This is a genomic window from Falsiroseomonas oryzae (genome assembly GCF_027856955.1).
In the GTDB taxonomy this organism is placed as follows: domain Bacteria; phylum Pseudomonadota; class Alphaproteobacteria; order Acetobacterales; family Acetobacteraceae; genus Falsiroseomonas; species Falsiroseomonas oryzae.
Genome location: NZ_JAPSMD010000022.1, coordinates 1 through 21,158, shown reverse-complemented (window position 1 = coordinate 21,158; position 21,158 = coordinate 1). Strand labels below are relative to the sequence as shown.

Here is a 21,158-nt window from a genome sequence, read left to right as displayed (position 1 = left end):
GCGCAAGCCAAGCGCGCGGAGCGCGCGCCGGCGCCTGAGGCCATTAAACATGAAAGCTCTCGCCGCAGCCGCAGCGGCCCTTCTCGTTCGGATTGGTGAAGGTGAAGCCGGCCGACATCTGCTTCACCTCGTAGTCCATCACCGTGCCGATCAGGAACAGCGTCGCCTTCCGGTCCACCAGCACGGTCACGCCCTTGTCCGTCACGGTCTCGTCCCCGGCACCAGCGGCGTCCACCCAGGACAGGTCGTAGGAGAGGCCGGAGCAGCCCTTCGTCTTGACGGAGATGCGCAGCAGCTTGCCCTGCTCGCCCTTCTCATAGAGGCCGCGCAGACGCTCCGCGGCCGCATCGGACAGTTGCATCAGCGGCGGGAGGGCGCGCTTCGGGCGGGCAGGCGCTTCGGCGGTGGTGCTCATGGTGCGACCGTTCCCGTCAGTACATGTTCAGGGCGAGGCGGGCATCCTCGCTCATCCGGCTCTGGTCCCACGGCGGATCCCACACGACTTCCACCGTGACGTCGGTCACGCCGGGCACGGCGCGCACCGCTTCCTCCACCTGCGCCGGCAACTCCTGCGCCGAGGGGCAGGACGGCGTGGTGAGGGTCATCTCGACCTTCACATGCCCGTCGTCCGCGATCTCGATCGCGTAGATCAGGCCGAGCTCGTAGATGTCCACCGGGATCTCGGGATCGAAGACCGTCTTGCAGACGGCGATCACCGCATCCTCGTTCACGCGCACCGGCGCCGGCGTCGCGCCTTCCGGCGTCCAGGCGCCATGCACGGGCTGGTCGGGGCTGGTGGTCACGGGGGCGTCGGGCGTCTCACTCACTGCTCGCCTCCTTCGCGCCGTCGAGCGCGGCGTTCAGCGTATGCCAGGCCAGCGTCGCGCATTTCACGCGGGACGGGAATTCATGCACGCCCGAGAGCGGCGCCAGGCGTTCCATGTCGTCCGCGATCTCCGCGCCGCAATCCGGGCAGGTGCCGGTCATGGCGAGGGCACGGAACTTCTCGCCCATCTCCTTCGCCTGCGCCGGCGTCTTGCCCTTCACCGTCTCCGTCATCAGCGACGCGCTGGCCATAGCGATGGCGCAGCCACGGCCCTGGAAGGCGGCGTCCTGGATCGCGCCGTCGGGTGCGGTCTTCAGGAACAGCTCCATCCGGTCGCCGCACATCGGGTTGTCGCCGCGTGCGGTCAGCGTCGCGTCGTCCAGCCGGCGGAAGTTCCTGGGCTTGCGGCCATGGTCCAGGATGACGTCCTGGTAGAGGTCGCGCAGGTCGCCGAACAGGTCGTTGCTCATCGGAAGAACTCGCGGGCCTGCGTCAGCGCCTCGGCCAGCAGGTCCACCTCCTCCGGCGTGGTGTAGAGACCGAAGGAGGCGCGGCAGGTGCTCTCGACGTTGAAGCGGGCGTGCAGGGGCTCGGCGCAGTGCCGGCCCGACCGCACGGCGATCCCGGCGCGGTCCAGCAGCGTCGCGACGTCATGCGCATGCGCAGTGTCGAGCGCGAAGGCGAAGACGCCGCCGCGGTCCTGCGCGCGGCCGAGCAGGGTGAGGCCCTCAATCCGCGGCAGCTTCGCCATGGCGCGGTCCACCAGCGCGCGCTCATGCACCTCGATCGCGTTCATGCCGATGGCGGTCACGTAGTCGATCGCGGCGTGCAGGCCGATGGCCTCCACGATCGGCGGCGTGCCGGCCTCAAACTTCGCCGGGATCGGCGCCCAGACCGACCGCTCGAAGGTCACCTCGGAGATCATGTCGCCGCCGCCGAGGAAGGGCGGCATGGCGTTGAGCAGCTCGGCCTTGGCGTACAGGACGCCGATGCCCGTGGGACCGTAGAGCTTGTGGCCGGTGAAGCAGTAGAAGTCCGCGTCGAGGGCCTGCACGTCCACGTGGCGGTGCACCGCGGCCTGGCTGCCGTCGAACAGAACCTTCGCCCCGGCTTCATGCGCCATGCTCGCGATGCGCTCCGCCGGCGTCACGGTGCCCAGGACGTTCGACATGTGCGTGATGGCGACCAGCCCGACGCGGCCGTCGCGCAGCTTCGCCGCCAGATCGTCCAGGTCGAGCTCGCCGGCATCGGTCACGCGGCAGACGCGCAGCTCGATGCCGTGCGCGTCGCGCAGCATCTGCCAGGGCACCAGGTTCGCGTGGTGCTCCATCTCCGAGATGACGACCGCCTGGCCTGGCTTCATCACCCCGCGGCCGTAGCTGTGCGCGACGAGGTTGATGGCTTCCGTGCTGGACTTGGTGAAGACGATCTCGCGCTCGTCGCCGGCGTTCAGGAAACGCGCCACGGCGCCGCGCGCCGCCTCGTAGGCCTCGGTCGCCTGCTCGCTCATGCGGTAGGCGCCGCGATGGACGTTGGCGTAGGCCGTCTCCATCATGCGCACCATCGCGCCAATCACCTGCCGCGGCTTCTGCGCCGAGGCGCCGCTGTCGAGGAAGGTGAAGGGCTTGCCGCGGATCCGTTCCGACAGGATCGGGAAGTCGGCGCGGATCGCCGCGAGATCCAGGGGAACCGCGGCGACATGCGTGTCCATCATGCCTCCTCGATGCCGCCGGCGACGCCCTGGCGCTGCCACCAGCCGGCGACGCCGCGGGTCAGCGCCGCGCGGATCGGCTCCTCCGCCACCGCCTCGACGGCTTCCGTCAGGAAGGCCTCGACCAGGATGGCCTTGGCCTGCGCCTCGGGAATGCCGCGGCTGCGCAGGAAGAACAGGTGGTCGGCATCCAGCTCGCCCACGGTCGCACCGTGGCTGCACTTCACGTCGTCGGCGTAGATCTCGAGCTGCGGCTTGCTGTCGATCTCGGCTTCCGGGCTCAGCAGCAGGGCCTGGTTCATCTGGTAGCCGTCGGTCTTCTGGGCGACCTGGTGGACGTGGATCTTGCCCTGGAACACCCCGCGTGAGCGGCCGGCCAGCACCGTCTTGTAGGTCTGGCGGCTGCTGCAATCCGGTGCCGCGTGATCCAGCGTGGTCGTGGTGTCCGCGTGCTGGCCGTCGCCGACCAGCTGCACGCCGTTCATGTGCGCCTCGGCCTTCGGCCCCGTCAGCGCGACGTGGATCTCGTTGCGCGCCAGCCGCGCGCCGGCGTTCAGCGTGAAGTTGTCATAGGCCCCGCCGGCGCCGACGCGCGCATAGACGGTGGAGAGGAACACGCCCTCCCGCCCTTCCTGCTGCAGCCGGCCATGCGCCAGCCGCGCGCCCTCCGCGATCTCGATCTCGAAGACGGGGTTGTGCAGGTAGCGCGCGGCCTGCGGCCCGGCGGCGGTCTCCAGCAGCGTCAGGCTGGCGCCGGCACCCAGCCGCACCAGGTGGCGCGGATGATAGGCGGGCGCGCGCTCGCTGTCGGTCGCGAGCGACAGCAGTTCCAGCACCCCGCCCGCGACGCCCGCTGGCACGTCCACCACCAGACCGTCCTCGAACAGCATCGTGTTCAGCGCGGCCATGGGCTGCTCGGCGGGGCGCGCGATCGTGCCGATGCGGCCATCGAGGGTCGGCAGCACCCGCGCGAGGCTGTCCGCCGCATAGGGCAGCGCATCCAGCGTCGAGAGGTCGGGGCGGAAGCGGCCATCGATGAAGACCGCGCGCGGGCCGGCCGCGGCCGGGATCTCGGTTGCGTCCTCCACACCAGTCAGCGGCTCGCCGAAGACGGCGCCGGCGACGGAGGCGAGGTCGGTGTAGCGCCATGCCTCCATGCGGCGGGTCGGGAAGCCCTGGGCGCGGAAGGCCTCGGCCGCGCCATTACGCAGCGCCTCCACCCAGGCGACACGCGCACCGGGCAGTCGCGTGCGCAGCCCTTCGTAGCGGCCGAGGAAGGCAGCCGCACCCGTGCTGGCCACCGCCGTCATGCCGCGGCCTGGACGCCGGCGTAGCCCGACGCTTCCAGCTCCTGCGCGAGCTCCGGCCCGCCGGACTTGATGATGCGACCCGCCGAGAGGACGTGCACGCGGTCCGGCACGATGTGGTTCAGCAGGCGCTGGTAGTGGGTGATGACCAGAGCCGAGAAGTCCGGTCCGCGCAGGCTGTTCACCGTATCCGCCACCATCTTCAGCGCGTCGATGTCGAGCCCGCTGTCGGTCTCGTCCAGCACGGCAAACTTCGGCGCCAGCATCGCAAGCTGCAGCATCTCGTTGCGCTTCTTCTCGCCGCCGGAGAAGCCGACATTGACCGGCCGCTTCAGCATGTCCTCCGGCATGTTCAGCACCTTCATGCGGGCGCGGGCGAGCTTGAGGAACTGCATGGCGTCCATCTCCGCCTCGCCGCGGGCGCGACGGACGGCATTCAGGGCGGTGCGCAGGAAATTCGCGTTGCCCACGCCGGGTAGTTCGACCGGCGCCTGGAAGGCCAGGAACATGCCGGCCACCGCACGCTCCTCCGGCTCCATCGCCAGCAGGTCCTGGCCGTGGAAGCTGACGGAGCCCTCGGTGACCTCGTAGCCCTCGCGCCCGGCGAGCACGTAGGACAGCGTGGACTTGCCCGAGCCGTTCGGCCCCATCACCGCATGCACCTCGCCGGGTGCGATGGTCAGCGAGAGGCCGTTCAGGATCGGCTTGCCATCGACGGCGGCGTGCAGGTTCTCGATCTTGAGCATGTTAGCCAACCGATCCTTCAAGGCTGATCTGCAGAAGCTTCTGCGCTTCCACCGCGAATTCCATCGGCAGCTCCTTCAGGACCTCCCGCGCGAAGCCGTTGACGATCATGCCGACGGCCTCCTCCTCGTTCAGTCCGCGCTGACGGCAGTAGAAGAGCTGGTCCTCCGCGATGCGGCTGGTGGTCGCCTCGTGCTCCACCTTCGCCGTCATGCAGCGGTTCTCGATGTAGGGCACGGTGTGCGCGCCGCACTGGTCGCCGATCAGCAGGCTGTCGCACTGCGTGAAGTTGCGCGCGCCATGCGCCTTCGGGCTGATCTTCACCAGGCCGCGGTAGGTGTTCTGCCCCTTGCCCGCGCTGATGCCCTTCGAGACGATCGTGCTGCGTGTGTTCTTCCCGATATGGAACATCTTGGTTCCCGTATCGGCCTGCTGGCGGTTGTTGGTGATCGCCACGCTGTAGAACTCGCCCACGCTGTCGTCGCCCTGCAGGATGCAGGAGGGATACTTCCAGGTGATGGCGCTGCCGGTTTCCACCTGCGTCCAGCTGATCTTCGAGCGCGCGCCGCGGCAGGCGCCGCGCTTGGTGACGAAGTTGTAGATGCCGCCGCGGCCCTCGGCGTCGCCAGGATACCAGTTCTGCACCGTGCTGTACTTGATGGTCGCGTCGTCCAGCGCGACCAGCTCCACCACCGCCGCATGCAGCTGGTTCTCGTCGCGCATCGGCGCCGTGCAGCCTTCCAGGTAGGAGACGTGGCTGCGCTCGTCGGCGATGATCAGCGTGCGCTCGAACTGGCCGGTGCTCTTCGCATTGATGCGGAAATAGGTGGACAGCTCCATCGGGCAGCGCACGCCCTTCGGGATGTAGACGAAGCTGCCATCCGTGAAGACCGCGCTGTTCAGCGCCGCGTAGAAGTTGTCGCCCTGCGGCACGACGGAGCCAAGATACTGACGCACCAGTTCGGGGTGTTCGTGCACCGCCTCGCTGATCGAGCAGAAGATGATGCCGTCCTTGGCCAGCCGCTCCTTGTAGGAGGTCGCGACGGAGACGCTGTCGAACACCGCGTCCACGGCGATCGGCATGCGACCACTGTCGGCGGGGCTCTCGCCCGCGCCCTCCACGCCGGCCAGGATCGCCTGCTCCTTCAGCGGGATGCCCAGCTTGGCGTAGGTCTTCAGCAGCTCGGGGTCCACCTCGTCCAGCGACTTCGGCTTCGCCTTCTGCACGGGCGCCGCATAGTAGTAGCTGTCCTGGTAGTCGATCGGCGGATACTTCACCGCCGCCCAGGTCGGCTCCTCCATCTTCTTCCAGATGGCGAAGGCCTTGAGGCGCCAGTCGAGCAGCCAGGCGGGCTCGTCCTTCTTGCGCGAGATGAAGCGGACGATGTCCTCGTTCAGCCCCTTGGGGGCGAACTCCATCTCGATCTCCGTCTCGAACCCCCACTTGTAGCCGGAGTCGGTGACGGACTGGACGGTCTCGAGCGTCTCGGTGACGGCGGGCATTCTGTTGTCCTACTCGGCGACGAGCACGGGAACGGGAGGGGGCAGGGTCGGCACCAGGCCCTTCGGCGCGGCGATCTCGGCGACGGTGATGGCCGAGAGCGCGCCGCGGATCGCGGCATTCACCGGGTCCCAGCGGCCGCGGACGGGGCAGACATGCTCGGCCTCGCACAGGCCGAAGCCGCCATCCACGCAGGCGGTCAGCGCGATCGGGCCGTCGATGGCCACGATCACCTCGGACAGCGGCAGTTGCGCCAGCGGCCGTGTCAGGCGGTAGCCGCCGCGCGCACCGCGCAGCCCCTCGACAAGGCCGGCCTGGGCCAGCATCTTGAGGACCTTCGCGACGGTCGGCTCGCCGAGCCCCGTGGCGGAAGCGAGGCCGGGCGCAGTCTGCACGCCCCCCTCCGCCTCCAGCCGGCTCAGCACCACCACCGCATAATCGGTGAGCTTGGAGACCCGCAGCACGCGGACCCTCCCCGGGTTGGAAACCGGACCTTACTGGTCCGGATTGGCAGATGCGCCCGGAGACCCCGGAAGTCAAGCGCCCGGCGCCCTCGACTTGCCGCTCCCTGTCGCCCCCGCCATGGTGCGGCCGCGCAGCGCGAGGGGGCGAGGATGCCGACGGTCCGCACCGACGATGGGGTGGGTCTCTACTACGAGGAGGCGGGCTCCGGCACGCCGATGGTCTTCGTCCACGAATATGCGGGCGACCATCGCAGCTGGGAGATGCAGATGCGCTTCTTCTCCCGCCGCTACCGCTGCATCACCTTCGGCGCCCGCGGCTACCCGCCCTCCGACGTGCCGACCGACCCGGAGAAGTACAGCCAGGACCGCGCGACGGACGACATCGCCGCGGTGATCAGCGGTCTCGGGCTGGGCCAGGCCCATGTGGTCGGCCTGTCCATGGGCGGCTTCGCCACGCTGCATCTGGGCCTGCGGCACCCGCAGCTGGCGCGGAGCCTGGTGGCGGCCGGCGTCGGCTACGGCGCGGCGCCCGGCAAGACGGCGCAGTTCCACGCCGAGACCGACGCCGCCATCGCGCGGATCCGGGCCGAGGGCATGGACAGGTTCGGGCTGACCTACAGCCGCGGCCCGACGCGCCTGGTCTTCGAGGAGAAGGACCCGCGCGGCTATGCCGAGTTCCAGCAGCAACTGCGCGAGCACAACACGGAAGGGTCCGCGCTGACCATGAACGGCGTGCAGCGCCGCCGGCCGAACCTGTTCGACCTGAAGGACGGCTTCGCGAGGATGACCGTGCCGACGCTGGTGATCGCCGGCGACGAGGACGACCCCACGCTGGAGGCGAGCATCTACCTGAAGCGCACCATCAGCAGTTCCGCTCTGCTGGTGATGCCGAAATGCGGCCACACCATGAACCTGGAGGATCCGGACGCCTTCAACCGCGCCGTGCTGGACTTCGTGACCCAGGTGGATGGCGGGACCTGGCGCAACCGCATCCCGGCGAGCCTGGCAGGCGGGATCATCGCGGCGGCGGAGAAGTAGGGCCGCCGCTCCTCCGCCGTTGTGCTTCGCCCTCCCCCGCCGGTCGGGGGAGGGCCTCGACGCGTCAGATCCGCACGCGGTCCGGCGCCACCTGCTGCAGCGGCGCGCTCCAGATCACCTGCGCCGGCGTCACCTCGCGCGAAAGGCGGTTCATCCCGCGCAGCTGGTCGATCGCCAGCTGGATGTTCGCCACGCTGTCCGACGTCAGGTTCATCTTGTACTCGACCTTCGTCATCAGCTCCGCGATGAAGGCGCGGTCCTGGCGGAGGAAGCGGGCGACCTGCGCGGCGGCCTCGGCCGGATTGGCGGCGATGAACTCCTGCGCCTGGATCAGGCTGCGCATCAGCCGCTGCGTCGCGTCCTGGTTCTGCTCCGCCCAGCCCTTGTTCATGTAGACGAAGTTGCGGACGATCTGGATCTGCTCGTTGCTCAGCAGGATGCGCGTGTTGGGAATGGCGCGCATGGCGCGCGTCGGCCAGGGCTCCCACACCGCGAAGGCGTCGATGTTGCCGCGTTCCAGCGCGGCGACCATCTCCGGCGCCTCGACATTCACGATGGTGTAGTCGGCCGGGTTGAGGTTCAGCCTGGAGACGACCGAGAGCCAGAAGGTCTCGCTGCCGGTGCCGCGCGCCACGCCGACGCGCTTGCCCTTCAGCTCGTCCATCGAGGCGACGTTGCGGCCGAGCACGCTGATCCAGCGCAGCAGCGCCGTGCCTTCCGCCACCGCGACCACATTCGGGTCCACCAGATGGGCGGAGACGCCGGCCTGCTCCGCGCCATAGGCGGAGTTGATCTGGTTGCCGACCAGGAAGGCGATCATCGCCGACCCCGACGGGCCGGTGTTGACCGTCACGTCGAGCCCATTGCGCTGGAAGAACCCGCCTTCGCGGGCGACGTAGTAGGGCGCGAAGGAGGGATCGACGCCGGTCGCGATGGTCATGCGGATCGGCGCGCCCTGGGCGAAGGCGGGCAGCGGCAGCGCGGCGGCGGCGCCAAGGGCCGCTGCATTGGCGAGGAGGTGGCGGCGAAGCATTCTCGTGTTCTCCCTATCGGTCACATGGTCGGGTTGAAGCGTCCTGCGAAGGCGCGGATCAGCAGGCGGAAGACACGGTCCGTGGCGAAGCCCAGCAGGCCGAGCGAGATCAGCGCGACAAAGATGTCCTCGATCTGCATGAACAGCCGCGCGTCCCACAGCATCTTGCCCAGCCCGTCATTGGAGGCGACGAGCTCCGCCGCCACGATCGTCACGAAGGCGTTCGCCATCGCCACGCGCATGCCGGTCAGGATGTAGGGCACCGTGGCCGGCAGAGCGACGAGCGCGAAGATCTGCAGCTGGCTGGCGCCCATCGATTGCGCCGCGCGGATCTTGTCCCGGCCCACCGCGCCGACGCCGGCGGCGGTGCTGATGATGACGACGAAGACGGTGGTGTAGGCGATCAGGAAGACCTTGCTCTCTTCCCCGATGCCGAACCAAATCACGGCCACCGTGATCATCGCGACCGCCGGGATGAAGCGGAAGAACTCCGTCCATGGCTCCAGCAGCAGCCGTACCGGCCGGAAGCTGCCGATGGCGAGCCCGATGGGGATGCCGATCAGGCTGCCGAGCAGGAAGCCCTGCAGGATGCGGCGCATGGAAGCCAGGATCTGCTCCTGCAGGATGCTGTCCTCGATCAGCACCCAGGCGCGTTCGAAGACCGGCCAGGGCGAGGGGAACAGCACGGAGCGCACCAGGAAGACCGAGGCCAGGTGCCAGACCAGGAACAGCAGCGCGAAGCCGGCGACATAGCCGGCGATGGTCGCCGCGCGGCTAGTGAGCACCGTGGATCTCCTCATGGATCAGCGCGTGCACCTCGCGGAAGACGCGCATGAAGCCGTCGGAGGTCCTGTCGCGCGGGAAGGGAAGGTCGACCGGCACCACGGCCTTCAGCGTCCCGCCCGGCCCGCGCTTCATCACGCCGATACGGGTGGCGAGCGCAACGGCCTCCTCGAGGTCGTGGGTGATGAACAGCACCGTCTTCCGGGTCTCCGCCCAGATGCGGGAGAGCTCGCCCTGCAGCACCGCGCGCGTCATCGCGTCCAGCGCACCGAAGGGCTCGTCCATCAGCAGGATGCGCGGATCGTTGGCCAGCGCGCGGGCGATCTGGATACGCTGCTTCATCCCGCCGGAAAGCTCCGAAGGGTGCTTCGCGCCCTGCCCGGCCAGGCCGACCATTTTCAGGAAGCGCTCCGCCGTGGCCCGCCGCTCGGCCTTCGGCGTGCCGCGCAGGCGCAGGCCGAAGGCGATGTTGTCCAGCGCAGTCAGCCAGTCATAGAGGCTGTCATGCCCCTGGAACACCACGCCGCGATCGGCCCCGGGGCCGCTCACCGGCCTGCCGTCCAGCATGATGCGTCCGCTGGTCGGCGCCTCGAACCCCGCCAGCATGTTGAGCACCGTGGTCTTGCCGCAGCCAGAGGTCCCGAGCAGGCAGAAAAACTCGCCCTCATCTAGCGAGAGCGTGAAGTCGCGGACAGCCTCCCACGCGCCGGTCCGGCCGCGGAAGACCTTGCCCACCCCATCCAGGGCGACGAATCCCATCCCGGTCCCCCCGGTTATTGATCAGACACTTACGTGCACGCACCGCCCCCGGCAACCCGGCTTCACGCGCCGGGACCCCGGGACTAGAACCGGAGTGCTTGTTGTTTCGGCGCAGCCTGCCCAAGCACTGCGCCTGCCGGCAGCCCCGGTGGGCATCGCGGGCAGGACGCAAGGGGAGGCGGTTCGCATGATGCTCGCAGGCAAGGTGGCGGTCGTCACCGGCGCGGGCGGCGGCATCGGGCGCGAGATCGCGCTGGCGATGGCGCTCGCCGGCGCGAAGGTCGTGGTGAACGACATCGGCGCGAGCCTGACGGGGCAGGGCCCCACCAGCACCACGCCCGGCGAGCAGACCGTCGCCATCATCGCTCAGCGCGGCGGCCAGGCGGTGGCGAACGCCGACAGCGTCGCGGAATGGGGCAGCGCGCAGCGCATCGTGCAGGCGGCGCTGGACGCCTTCGGCCGCATCGACATCGTGGTCAACAACGCGGGCATCCTGCGCGACCAGATCTTCCACAAGATGAGCGTGGAGGACTGGAAGGCCGTGATCGACGTGCACCTGAACGGGTCCTTCTACGTCTCCCGCGCCGCCGCCGAGCATTTTCGCCAGCAGGGCTCCGGCGCCTTCGTGCACATGACCTCCACCTCCGGCCTGATCGGCAATTTCGGCCAGGCGAACTACGCCGCGGCCAAGCTCGGCATCGCGGCGCTGTCCAAGTCCATCGCGCTCGACATGCAGCGCTTCGGCGTGCGGTCGAACTGCATCGCGCCCTTCGCCTGGTCCCGCATGACCAGTTCCATTCCCGCCGAGACGGAAGCCGAGAAGAAGCGTGTCGCCCGGATGCAGCAGATGACGCCGGACAAGAACGCGCCGCTGGCCGTCTTCCTCGCCTCCGATGCGGCGAAGGACGTGACCGGGCAGATCTTCGCCGCGCGGCACAACGAGCTCTTCGTCTTCTCCCAGCCGCGCCCCGTGCGCAGCACGCATCGCGGCGAGGGCTGGACGCCGGAGGCGATTGCCGAGACGGCCATGCCCGCGCTGCGCAGCGCCTTCCTGCCGCTCGACCGCAGCGGCGACGTCTTCTGCTGGGACCCGGTCTGATGGATTTCCGCCTGACGGAGGAGCAGCTCGCCTTCCAGGACAGCGTGCGCCGCTTCGCCGAGGCGCATCTGGCAAAGGGCGCGCTGGAACGCGCGCATGACGAGCGCTTCCCCTGGGACGTCGCGAAGCTGATGGCGGAGAACGGGCTGTTCGGCATCATGCTGCCGGAGGCGGATGGCGGCCAGGGCGGCACGCTGTTCGACGCGGTGCTGGCGATGGAGCAGATCGCCTACGTCTGCCCGCGCAGCGCAGACGTCCTCCAGGCAGGCAATTTCGGCGCCTTCCGCACCTTCGCCGAATACGCGACGCCGGAGCAGAAGGAGCGGTTCTTCGGCAGGCTGCTGCGCGGCGAGACCATCGCGGCGGTCGGCATGACCGAGCCCGACGCCGGCTCCGCCCTCACCGACCTCAAGACCACCGCCAGCAGGGACCGCGACGGATACCGCCTGAACGGCGGCAAGGTGTTCACCTCCAACACCGAGGATGCCGGCGTCTTCGTGGTCTATTGCCGCTTCGGCCCCGGCGTGAACGGGATCGGCAGCGTGCTGGTCGAGCGCGGCATGCGCGGCTTCCGGCTCGGCAAGCCCAGCCGCTACATGAACGGCGAGACCTGGTGCTCGCTGTATTTCGACGAGGTGTTCATCCCGTCCGAGAACGTGCTACTGGGCGAGGGGGGCTTCCGCAAGCAGATCGCCGGCTTCAACGTCGAGCGCATCGGCAACACCACGCGGGCGCTGGCGCTCGGCGAGTATTGTTTCCGGTCGGCGAAGGCGCATGCGGAGACGCGGAAGCAGTTCGGCAAGGCGCTGATGGAGTTCCAGGGCCTGCAGTGGAAGTTCGCGGAGATGCGCGTTGCGCTGGATGCCGCGCAGTTGCTGCTCTACCGCGCGGCAGTGAACGCCGCGGACGGGCTGCCGGACGCCCAGCAGGTCGCCATCGCCAAGTATGCCTGCAACCAGGCCGGCTGGATGGCTTCGAACGAGGCCATGCAGGTCATGGGCGGCACGGGCTACAGCCAGGACCTGCTGATCGAGTACTGCGTGCGCAAGACGCGCGGCTGGATGATCGCCGGCGGCAGCCTGGAGATGATGAAGAACCGCATCGCGGAGGGCGTGTTCGGGCGCAGCTTCCCGCAGCGCAACGCGAAGTGAACGCGCTCGGCGACGCGCTGCTCGCGCCGCGCCGCATCGCCCTGGTCGGCGCCTCCGCCGACGCGGCGCGCCTCACCGCCCGGCCGCAACGCTACCTGCGGCAGCACGGCTTCGCCGGCGAGCTCTTCCCGGTGAACCCGCGCGCGGCCGAAGTGCTGGGCGAGCGCGCCTTTCCCTCGCTGGACGACATCCCGGGCGACATCGACTTCGCCTACATCCTGCTTGGCACGGACCAGGTGGAGGCGCAGGTCGCCGCCTGCGCGGCGCGCGGCATCCCCGTCGCCTGCGTGCTGGCCGACGGCTTCGCGGAAGCCGGGCCGGAGGGTGCGGCCCTGCAGGCGCGCGTGGTCGCCGCGGCGAAGGCCGGCGGCATGCGGCTGCTCGGCCCGAACTCGATGGGCATCGTCAACACCCAGGCCCGCATCGCGCTCACCACCAACGCCGCCTTCGAGGCGGAGAGCATCCCCGCGGGCCGCGTCGCGCTGGTCTCGCAATCCGGCTCCATGATGGGCGCGCTGCTGTCGCGCGGTGCGGCGCGGGGCCTCGGCTTCTCGCACCTGGCCGGCACCGGCAACGAGGCCGACCTGACCACGGGTGAGATCGCCTCCCTGGTGCTCGACCAGCCGGAGGTGGATGTCGTCTGCCTGTTCATGGAGGCGATCCGCGCGCCCGAACAGATCGCCGCCGCCGCGCGGAAGGCGCATGCGCTGGGCAAGCCGATCGTCGCGCTGAAGCTCGGTCGCAGCCCCTTCGGCGCAGAGCTCGCCGCCAGCCATACCGGCGCGCTTGCGGGCACGGACGCCGCTGCCGACGCCTTCTTCCGCGCGCATGGCATCCTGCGCGTGACGATGCTGGAAGCCCTGCTGGAACTGCCGCCACTTGTCGCTGGCCGACGCCCACCCGCCCGCATGTACCGCGCCGTCGGGGTGATGACGACGACGGGCGGCGGCGGCGCGCTGGCGGTGGATGCCCTCGGCATGCGCGGGATCGAGGCGAAGCGGCCCGATGCCGCCGCGGCCGCGAAGCTGGCGGCCGCCGGAATGTCGGCCCATGCGCGCCTGCTCGACATGACGCTCGCCGGCACCAAGCCGGACCGCGTGATGGCTGCGCTGCATGCGCTGCGCACCGCCGAGGACACCGACCTGGCGCTCGCCGTCATCGGCAGCTCGGCGCAGTTCCGCCCGCAGGACTCCGTCGCCGGGATCGTCGAAGCCGCGAAGCAGCCCGGCAAGCCGATCGCCGCATTCCTGGCCCCGCAGGCCGAGGCCTCGCTGCGCCTGCTGGCCGAGGCCGGCATCGCCGCCTTCCGCACGCCGGAGGGCGCGGCGGACGCCATTGCCGCCTTCTGCGCCTGGCGCGCGCCGCGCGACGTTGCCAAAGCGGCGGCCGCGGCCGTGATTCTGCCCGACGCGCCGGACGAGGCCGATGCGCGCGCCCTCTTCGCCGCGCTCGGCCTGGCCTCGGACGCCGTCGTGATGCGGGACGAGCCGCCGGCTGGCCTGCGCTATCCCGTGGCGGCCAAGGTCCTCTCGCCGGACATCGCCCACAAGACGGAAGTCGGCGGCCTCGCGCTGAACATCCCGGACGGCGCGGCCTTGCGCGAAGCCGCCGCGGCGATCCGCGCGCGCGTGGCGCAGGCCGCACCGGCGGCGCGCCTGCGCGGCATCCTGGTGCAGCCGATGGCGCGCGGCCTGGCCGAGGTCATCCTCGGCTTCCGCCGCGACCCGGAAGTGGGACCGGTCGTGCTGCTCGGTGCCGGCGGCGTGCTGGCGGAGCTTCACCGCGACGTCGCGATCCGGCTCGCCCCCCTCGACGAGGACGAGGCCCGCGCGATGATCGCGGAGGTGCGCGGGCTTGCCCCCCTTGCCGGCTGGCGCAACCTGCCGCGCGGCGACCTGGATGCGCTGGCACGGGCCGTCGTCGCCGTCTCCCGCCTCGCCGCGCTGGACGCCGTGCGGGAGGCCGAGGTCAACCCGCTGATCGTGCATGCGGAAGGCTGTGGCGTGACGGTCGCCGATGCCTGGATCGTCCGCGCCTGACATGCCACGCTGAGCGGATGGACGCCGAAGCCCTGATTCGTGCGCGCTACGGCGCGCTGCCCTTCGCCCCGGCGGAGATCCCGCCCGCGCTGGCCCTGCTGCTGGACCGCCGCGTGACGCGGCACTACCGGCCCGATGCGGTGCCGGACGCGCTGCTCGACACGGTGCTGGCCGGCGCGCAATCCGCCCCCGCCAAGTCCGACCTGCAGCAGTACTCCATCCTGGTCACGCGCGACGCGGCGAAGATCACCGCCATCGCCGACGCGATCGGCACCATGCCCTGGATCAAGGAGGCACCGGTGCTGCTGCTGTTCTGCGGCGACATCCGCCGCGGCCGGCAGGTCTGTGCACTGCACGGGCGCGCCCATGCGAACGACAGCGTGGACACCTTCCTCAACGCCAGCGCGGATGCCGCGCTGGCCATGGGCTTCTGCATCATGGCGGCGGAGGCCGCGGGCCTCGGCACCTGCCCGATCTCCTATGTGCGCAACCACCTGGACCTGGTCGCATCGCTGTTCGGCCTGCCGGACGGCGTCTTCCCGGTGGCGGGGCTGACGCTCGGATTCCCGGCGGCGCGCAACGCCACCTCGCCGCGGCTGCCGCCCTCGGTCGTCGTTCACCGTGAACGCTACGACGACAGCGGTCTGGCGGCGGCGCTGCCGGCGTACGACGCGCTCCGCCCGCCCGGCAAGCCGCGCTACCCGGAGGTGCACGGCCCGAAGCCAGAGGGATGCGTGTGGAGCGAGAATGCGGCGCGCCAGCTTTCCGTGCCGGAGCGCGCGAATTTCCGCGCCTGGCTCGCCACGAAGGGAATCCATCTTGACTGACGCACCGAAGCCGGACGGCGGCGCGGACAACCCGGGCGGCGGCGACCTGAAGCGCGCCGCGCCGCGCGCGCCCGGCAAGCGAGCCGTCACGCCGAAGCACGCCTCCAGCCTGATCGTCTGGCGCCAGGCGCGCGGCGCGGAGCCCGAGATCCTGATGGGCATGCGCCACGCCAAGCACAGGTTCATGCCGAGCGTGCTGGTCTTCCCCGGCGGCCGCGTGGACCGCGCCGATCATGGCGTGAAGGTGCTGTCGGAGCTGCGGCCCGAAACGGAGGCGCTGCTGCGCCATCGCGCGCCGCCGTCGCTCGCCCGCGCGCTGGGCGTGGCGGCGGTGCGGGAGCTGTTCGAGGAGACCGGGCTGCTACTCGGCGAGCGGAAGGGCGAGCGTCTGCTGGCCGACCTCGCCACACTGGACTATCTCTGCCGCGCCGTGACGCCGGCATCGCGCGCAATGCGCTTCAACGCGCGCTTCCTGCTCGCGCCGGCGGAGCGCACCAGCGGCGAGATCGGCGGCTCCGGCGAGCTCGAGAAACTCGGCTGGTATCCGCTGTCGAAGGCGCTGGACGCGCAGCTCGCGGACATCACCCGCAAGATGCTGGGCGAGTTCGCTGCCTGGCTCGACGTACCGGCGGCCGAGCGTCACAGGCTGCCGAAGATCGTCTTCCGCGGCAACGACAACCGGATGAGTGACGAATAGGCGCTACGCCGCCTCGAAGCTGTCGCCGTCGCGCAGGGCCGCGCCCTCCGCTGCCAGCTTGATCAGGTGCGCCAGCAGGCTGCGCGCCGCGCCGTTCACCAGGCGCGGATCAAGCTCGGGCCCATAGACCGGCGGCACCAGCTCCCGCGCCGTGGCGCGGCGGGCGGCGCGCAGCGCGTCGAGCACTTTCGCCTCGCGCTCCAGGCGGTGCGCTGCCAGCGCGGCCACGAACGGCGAAGGGTCGGGCAGCGGCGGGCCGTGGCCCGGCAGGTAGAGCCGGTCGTCGCGCGCGGCGAGCTTCGCGAGGGAGGCCATGTAGGCGGCCATGTCGCCATCCGGCGGGCTGACGACGCTGGTGGACCAGCTCATCACGTGGTCGGCGCTGAACAGCACGCCGCGCTCGCGCTCCGTCTCCAGCGCGAAGCAGAGATGGTTGGCGCAATGGCCGGGCGTGTGCAGCGCCGTCACGCGCCAGTCGCCGTCTTCCACCGCCGCGCCGTCGGGCAGCGTCACATCGGGCCGGAAGGCGTGGTCGCCGCCCTCGCCGCCGGCATCCGGCGCGGTCAGGTGCGGGCCGAAGCCGAAGCTCCGCGCGCCCGTGGCCGCGGCCAGCGCGGCGACGCCGGGCGAGTGGTCGCGATGCGTGTGGCTGACCAGTATGCGGGTGATCCGCTCGCCCTGCGTCGCGCGAAGGATCGCCGCCAGATGCGCGGCATCTTCGGGCCCGGGATCCAGTACCGCCACCTCGCCACGGCCGATCAGATAGGTGTTCGTTCCGCGGAAAGTGAAGGGACCGGGATTGGCGCAGAGGATGCGGCGCACGCCGTGCGTGACGTTCTCCACCACACCAGGCTGCAGCGTATCGTCGCGCCGGAAGGGTATGCTCATCCGTGACCCCTGTTCCTTATTCCCGCGCGCGCCGTCGCTCTCATTCGCGCACGCGCCTGCGCGCAACGACGATCTCGCGATGCAGGATATAGAGGCTCGCCGCGACGATCAGCGCCGCGCCAGCCAGCGTGGCCAGGCCCGGCACGTCGCCGAAGCCGATCCAGCCGAACAGGATCGCCCAGAGCAGCGAGGAATAGGAATAGGGTGCCAGCGCGGAGACCTGTGCGCTGCTCCAGGCCTCCGTCATCATCACCTGCGCGACGCCGCCCAGCACGCCGATCATCAGCAGGATCATCAGGTCGTGCCAGCCCGGTGCCACCCAGACGAAGGGCAGCGTCGTCGCGATGATGCCGGTCATCAGCAGCGACTGCCACATCACGATGGTTGTCGAGGATTCCGTCGCCGACAGTGACCGCACCAGCAGCGTCGTTCCGGCCGAGAAGACGCCGTGCAGCACCGCCGCGATCAGTCCGGTCGTGCCCGTCCCGCTGAGGCCGGCGGAGAAGGCCCCCTGCGAGACCGCGATCACCAGGATGCCGGCGAAGCCGACCAGCACGGCGGCGCTGCGGTGGATGCCGACACGCTCGCCCAGCAGGGGAATGGCCAACAGGGTGGCGAAGATCGGCGTGGTGTTGGTCAGCGCGGTGTGCTCGGCCAGCGGCAGCAGCGTCAGCGCGTAGAAGGAGCAGCCCATCGCCATGGTGCCGGTGCAGGCGCGCATCAGGTGACCGGGGAATCGCTTCGTGCGCAGAACCCCGGCGACGCCGTGGCCGCCGGTGATGCGCAGCACGATCACCAGCACCACGGGCATGGCCAGGGCGGTGCGGAAGAACATCTGCTCGAGGAAGGGGATCCGGTCGCCGAGTGACTTCACCAGGCTGCTCATCAGCGTGAACAGCGCGCAGGCGCCCAGCATGAACAGTGCGCCGCGCCGAATGTCGTGCCGCAGCGGCACCTAGGCGCGCTCCGCGGACCCGCTCGCGCGCGGCGCGCCGGCGAGCGGGACGGGCCGGCGCCTTTCCTCCGTGCGCCGCACGCGTTCCCGGTGCAGGTTGTAGAGCCCCGCTGCGCAGACCAGCAGCGCGCCCGCGACCGTCAGCCAGGACGGCACCTCCGCCCAGATCGCGAAACCCAGCAGCCCGCCCCACAGCAGCGTCGTGTATTCGAAGGGCGCGAGCACGGAGACCGGCGCGATGGCGAAGGCGCGCGCGAAGAGGAAATGCGCGCAGCCATTCGCCAGACCGAACAGCGCCAGCGCCGCGACCACGTCCCAGCCCGGCAGCAGCGGTCCGGGCGGCGGGAAGGCGGGCAGCAGCAGCAGGCCCATCGGCACATGCGCGAACAGCAGCCAGAAGGCGATCGCCTGCGGCGTGTCGGTCGCCGCCAGCACGCGGGTCCAGATGCGGGTGACGGCCAGCAGGACGGTGGAGGCCAGCAGCATCCCGGCCTCCCAGCGCCACAGGTCGCCGCCGGGCTGCAGCATGATCAGCACGCCGGTGAAGCCGACCGCGGTGCTGGTCATGCGCCGCCAGCCGACCTTCTCGCCCAGCATCGGGATGGCCAGCAGCGTCATCGCCAGCGGCGCCACCGCGTTCAGCGCGTAGGTGTCGGCCAGCGGCACGCCGTTGAACCAGGCCAGGTAGAAGGCGACGGTGACCAGGCAATGCAGCGTGGACCGCAGGCCGAGCAGCGGCAGGCGGCGCGGCACCAGCCCGCGGCCGCGGACCAGCAGCGCGATCACCAGCATGCCGAAGACGCCGCGCCAGATCATCGCCATGGCGACGCCGACCTCGGGCAGCGCCCATTTCACGGTGGAATCGGCCAGCGAGATCACCGCGTAGCCCAGGGTGATCACGGCGATGCCGCGCAGGGTGTCCTGCCGAAGCGGAAGCGTCCTGCCGGCGCCCTCAGGCACCGGCCGGACCCAGCTCGGCCGAGGCCTCCATGCAGGTCGCGCCGCTCTCGTCGCGGCTTTCCAGCGCGACCGCGTCGCCATCGCGACGCGCCAGCAGCGTCAGCGGCCGCCCGTCGAAGCAGGGGCGCCTGCCGCGGAAGGCGAAGCGGCGCAGCGCGTGGCCTGGCGCGGCCTCCAGCGCCAGGGCGGCGAGCAGCGTCGCCTGCAGCGGGCCGTGCACGACGAGGCCGGGGTAGCCCTCCACGCCGGTGACGTAGGGGTGGTCGTAGTGGATGCGGTGGCCGTTGCCGGTCAGCGCGGAGTAGCGGAACAGCATCACGGGGTCCGGCACCAGGACGCGCCGCGTCGCGCCCGGCCAGTCCGCCGCGGCCGGCGCGGCCTTCACGGCGGCGCCCTCGGTGCCGCGATAGACGATGTCCTGCTCCTCCTCCAGCGCGACGCCGGCCGGACCCTCGACCACGTGCTTCACGGTGACGAAGACCAGCCGGCCGGTGCCGCCGGCCTTCTCGGTGACGGAGAGGATGGTGCTGGTGCGGCGCACCGCATCCCCCTCACGCAGCGGCGCGGCGTGGAAGGTCACGCGGCCGCCCGCCCACATGCGGCGCGGCAGGTCGTGCACCGGCGGCAGGAAGCCGCCGCGCTTCGGATGACCGTCCGGGCCCACCAGGCCAGGCTCCACCCAGTCCTGGAACAGCATCCAGTGCCAGAGCGGCGGCAGCGCCGCCGGCGGGGCGACGCCCAGCGTCGCCGCCAGGCCGCGCAGCAGCCGGGCATCCAGCCGGTCGTCCCGCGTTTCCGATCGGCCGACATACGCCTCGTGGCTCATCAATCCTCGCGCAGGTAGAGCAGGTAGTTGTCCATGTGGACGATGCGGGTGTAGCGCCGCCAGGTGCCCTCGAAAGCCGGATGGCGGGCGAAGTAGGCGATGGGGTCGAAATCCTCGGCGCCGCAGCGCGGGATGCCCGGGCTCTTCGCGACCAGCACGCCGGCCGGCGGGGCGCGCGCGAAATCCTCCGCGACGGTGCGGTAGACCAGGAATTCCGGCCGGCTCATCTCCCAGGTCTCGCGGTAGCGCGGCGCGCCTTCGGGGCAATCGGGATAGGCGCCGACCAGCAGCCAGAGGTTCATGGTGCGCAGCGTGGACCGGGCGCGGGCGTAGTTCAGCGCAGGATAGACCGGGTAGATGTCGGGCGAGAGCACCAGCAGCCGCTCGCCCGCCACTTCGCGGCGCAGCGTGGCGGCCAGTTGTCCGTCGCGCAGCGTGGCATACCAGATCTGCCGCCAGGGGCTCTCGCCCCGCAGATGCAGCATCGCGACCGCGACCGCCGCGGCCACCGCAATGCCCGGCGCGGCGGCTTCCGCGCGGCCGGAGGGCAGCGTGGCGTCCAGCCAGCGGGCGGCGAGGATACCGGTCAGCAGCGTGCTGGCCATGGCCATCGGCACGACATGGTAGGTCCAGCCCTTGTGCTGCACCCAGGCGGAGAGGAAACCGCCCACCGCCACCGCCAGCAGCGCCTGCGCCGGCGTCCCTGCCGCGCGCCGTACCGCGAAGGGGACGAGGACGAGCAGCAGCGCCAGCGCAGCCCCCAGCTTCTCGCCCAGCAGCACGTCGAACAGGCCGAAGCCGCCAGTGCCGATGTAGAAGCCCATCACAAGCGGCACGACGAAGTCGAAATAGGCGGGCAGCAGCAGCGGGATGCTGCCCAGGTAGGCCAGCCACAGCGCCGCCATGCCCCAGGGCAGCGGGTCCCGCAGCGCGGCCGGGCCGCGGCGCAGCAGCACCAGCGCTTCCACCAGCAGCGGCACGGCCAGGAAATGCGGCTTCAGCGCGAAGCCTAGCGCGGCGGCCAGCGTCACCGTCCAGGCCAGGCCGCGCGGGGTGGGCAGCCCCTCGATCCGCCTTGCGGCGAGGAAGGCATAGGGAATGGCGAAGAGCGCCATCAGGTGCTCGCGCTGGCCGACATCGTAGGCCGGCACCAGGATCGCCAGCGGCACCAGCGCGTCCAGCACCGCGCGCTCCACCGCGCCCTCGGCGCGCCCCTGCCGCAGCCGCAGCGTCATCCGCCAGGCCGCCACGCAGCAGCCCAGCACGCACAGCAGCAGGGCCTGCACGCCGGACAGCGGGGTCCACTTGGCCAGCAGCGCCGGCACGGCCGTCAGCACGAAGACCAGCGGCGGATTGACGTCGATCAGGTCGCGATACAGCCGCTCGCCGCCCACCCAGCGCTCGGCGAAGTTCAGGATGGCGGCGACGTCGTGGTTGAGCGGCGGCGCCAGCACCATCAGCAGGAAGGCCGCGGCGGGCGCCAGCGCCAGGGCGCGCAGCGCGCGGACGCGCATCGCCGGCAGCGCCAGGCTGGCGGCGAGCGGCGGGCC

The 21,158-nt window shown here is 70.8% G+C and carries 22 protein-coding genes; 6 read left to right on the top strand and 16 right to left on the bottom strand.

Going from position 1 to position 21,158, the window contains the following annotated elements; genetic code table 11:
- Nucleotides 1–43: 43 nt before the first annotated feature.
- Genes OZN99_RS04790 through OZN99_RS04755 form a run of 8 tightly spaced genes read right to left on the bottom strand, consistent with a single transcriptional unit; the run spans nt 44 to nt 6,553 of the window.
- Nucleotides 44–415, bottom strand: coding sequence for a HesB/IscA family protein (locus OZN99_RS04790; RefSeq protein WP_270934035.1), 372 nt, complete (start codon nt 413–415; stop codon nt 44–46).
- 16 nt (nt 416–431) lie between these two features.
- The gene (locus OZN99_RS04785) at nt 432–827 is read right to left on the bottom strand and encodes an SUF system Fe-S cluster assembly protein (RefSeq protein ID WP_408611806.1); all 396 of its coding nucleotides are present in this window, start codon (nt 825–827) and stop codon (nt 432–434) included.
- Nucleotides 820–1,296, bottom strand: coding sequence for a Fe-S cluster assembly sulfur transfer protein SufU (gene sufU, locus OZN99_RS04780; protein ID WP_456299869.1), 477 nt, complete (start codon nt 1,294–1,296; stop codon nt 820–822). The genes OZN99_RS04785 and sufU overlap by 8 nt, the downstream gene beginning before the upstream one ends.
- Nucleotides 1,293–2,537 (bottom strand): aminotransferase class V-fold PLP-dependent enzyme, encoded by a 1,245-nt coding sequence (locus tag OZN99_RS04775; protein ID WP_270934045.1) that lies wholly within the window; start codon nt 2,535–2,537, stop codon nt 1,293–1,295. Before OZN99_RS04775 ends, sufU begins: the two co-directional genes overlap by 4 nt.
- Nucleotides 2,537–3,847, bottom strand: coding sequence for a Fe-S cluster assembly protein SufD (gene sufD, locus OZN99_RS04770; protein WP_270934034.1), 1,311 nt, complete (start codon nt 3,845–3,847; stop codon nt 2,537–2,539). The genes OZN99_RS04775 and sufD overlap by 1 nt, the downstream gene beginning before the upstream one ends.
- A complete protein-coding gene (sufC, locus tag OZN99_RS04765; RefSeq protein WP_270934033.1) occupies nt 3,844–4,590 on the bottom strand; it encodes a Fe-S cluster assembly ATPase SufC in 747 nt (248 codons plus the stop codon). The genes sufD and sufC overlap by 4 nt, the downstream gene beginning before the upstream one ends.
- 1 nt (nt 4,591) lies before the next feature.
- A complete protein-coding gene (sufB, locus tag OZN99_RS04760) occupies nt 4,592–6,091 on the bottom strand; it encodes a Fe-S cluster assembly protein SufB (RefSeq protein ID WP_270934032.1) in 1,500 nt (499 codons plus the stop codon).
- 9 nt (nt 6,092–6,100) lie between these two features.
- Nucleotides 6,101–6,553, bottom strand: coding sequence for an SUF system Fe-S cluster assembly regulator (locus OZN99_RS04755; RefSeq protein WP_270934031.1), 453 nt, complete (start codon nt 6,551–6,553; stop codon nt 6,101–6,103).
- Nucleotides 6,554–6,703: 150 nt separating this feature from the next.
- On the opposite strand from OZN99_RS04755, the gene OZN99_RS04750 reads away from it, so the two are divergent.
- Nucleotides 6,704–7,591, top strand: coding sequence for an alpha/beta fold hydrolase (locus tag OZN99_RS04750; protein ID WP_270934030.1), 888 nt, complete (start codon nt 6,704–6,706; stop codon nt 7,589–7,591).
- A gap of 64 nt (nt 7,592–7,655) precedes the next feature.
- Here the strand turns inward: OZN99_RS04750 and OZN99_RS04745 are convergent, their stop codons facing one another.
- The 3 genes from OZN99_RS04745 to OZN99_RS04735 are packed head-to-tail and all read right to left on the bottom strand — an operon-like array spanning nt 7,656 to nt 10,166.
- Nucleotides 7,656–8,624 (bottom strand): ABC transporter substrate-binding protein, encoded by a 969-nt coding sequence (locus tag OZN99_RS04745; RefSeq protein ID WP_270934029.1) that lies wholly within the window; start codon nt 8,622–8,624, stop codon nt 7,656–7,658.
- Nucleotides 8,625–8,644: 20 nt separating this feature from the next.
- Complete coding sequence (locus tag OZN99_RS04740) at nt 8,645–9,409, bottom strand: ABC transporter permease (protein ID WP_270934028.1); 765 nt, start codon at nt 9,407–9,409, stop codon at nt 8,645–8,647.
- Nucleotides 9,399–10,166: an ABC transporter ATP-binding protein gene (locus OZN99_RS04735; protein WP_270934027.1), complete on the bottom strand. Its 768-nt coding sequence runs from the start codon at nt 10,164–10,166 to the stop codon at nt 9,399–9,401. The genes OZN99_RS04740 and OZN99_RS04735 overlap by 11 nt, the downstream gene beginning before the upstream one ends.
- 187 nt (nt 10,167–10,353) lie before the next feature.
- On the opposite strand from OZN99_RS04735, the gene OZN99_RS04730 reads away from it, so the two are divergent.
- The 5 genes from OZN99_RS04730 to OZN99_RS04710 are packed head-to-tail and all read left to right on the top strand — an operon-like array spanning nt 10,354 to nt 15,979.
- Entirely contained in the window at nt 10,354–11,265 is a 912-nt protein-coding gene (locus OZN99_RS04730) for an SDR family oxidoreductase (protein WP_270934026.1), read from the top strand.
- A complete protein-coding gene (locus OZN99_RS04725) occupies nt 11,265–12,416 on the top strand; it encodes an acyl-CoA dehydrogenase family protein (protein WP_270934025.1) in 1,152 nt (383 codons plus the stop codon). Before OZN99_RS04730 ends, OZN99_RS04725 begins: the two co-directional genes overlap by 1 nt.
- Nucleotides 12,413–14,455, top strand: a complete 2,043-nt coding sequence (locus OZN99_RS04720; protein WP_270934024.1) for an acetate--CoA ligase family protein — start codon at nt 12,413–12,415, stop codon at nt 14,453–14,455. Before OZN99_RS04725 ends, OZN99_RS04720 begins: the two co-directional genes overlap by 4 nt.
- 17 nt (nt 14,456–14,472) lie before the next feature.
- On the top strand, nt 14,473–15,282 hold the full coding sequence (locus OZN99_RS04715; protein ID WP_270934023.1) for a nitroreductase family protein: 810 nt from the start codon (nt 14,473–14,475) through the stop codon (nt 15,280–15,282).
- Nucleotides 15,275–15,979 carry an NUDIX hydrolase gene (locus OZN99_RS04710; protein WP_270934022.1) on the top strand — a complete coding sequence of 235 codons (705 nt, stop codon included), beginning with the start codon at nt 15,275–15,277 and terminating at the stop codon, nt 15,977–15,979. Before OZN99_RS04715 ends, OZN99_RS04710 begins: the two co-directional genes overlap by 8 nt.
- Nucleotides 15,980–15,982: 3 nt before the next feature.
- Here the strand turns inward: OZN99_RS04710 and OZN99_RS04705 are convergent, their stop codons facing one another.
- The 5 genes from OZN99_RS04705 to OZN99_RS04685 form a co-directional block, all read right to left on the bottom strand.
- Nucleotides 15,983–16,867, bottom strand: coding sequence for an MBL fold metallo-hydrolase (locus tag OZN99_RS04705; RefSeq protein ID WP_270934021.1), 885 nt, complete (start codon nt 16,865–16,867; stop codon nt 15,983–15,985).
- A 40-nt stretch (nt 16,868–16,907) separates the two neighbouring features.
- Nucleotides 16,908–17,822 (bottom strand): DMT family transporter, encoded by a 915-nt coding sequence (locus OZN99_RS04700; RefSeq protein WP_270934020.1) that lies wholly within the window; start codon nt 17,820–17,822, stop codon nt 16,908–16,910.
- On the bottom strand, nt 17,823–18,782 hold the full coding sequence (locus OZN99_RS04695) for a DMT family transporter (protein WP_270934019.1): 960 nt from the start codon (nt 18,780–18,782) through the stop codon (nt 17,823–17,825). It lies immediately after the preceding gene.
- On the bottom strand, nt 18,775–19,608 hold the full coding sequence (locus OZN99_RS04690; RefSeq protein ID WP_270934018.1) for an FAS1-like dehydratase domain-containing protein: 834 nt from the start codon (nt 19,606–19,608) through the stop codon (nt 18,775–18,777). The genes OZN99_RS04695 and OZN99_RS04690 overlap by 8 nt, the downstream gene beginning before the upstream one ends.
- Nucleotides 19,608–21,158 (bottom strand): hypothetical protein (locus OZN99_RS04685; protein ID WP_333779718.1); only part of this gene is annotated, 1,551 nt, incomplete at its 5' end. The genes OZN99_RS04685 and OZN99_RS04690, both read right to left, overlap by 1 nt.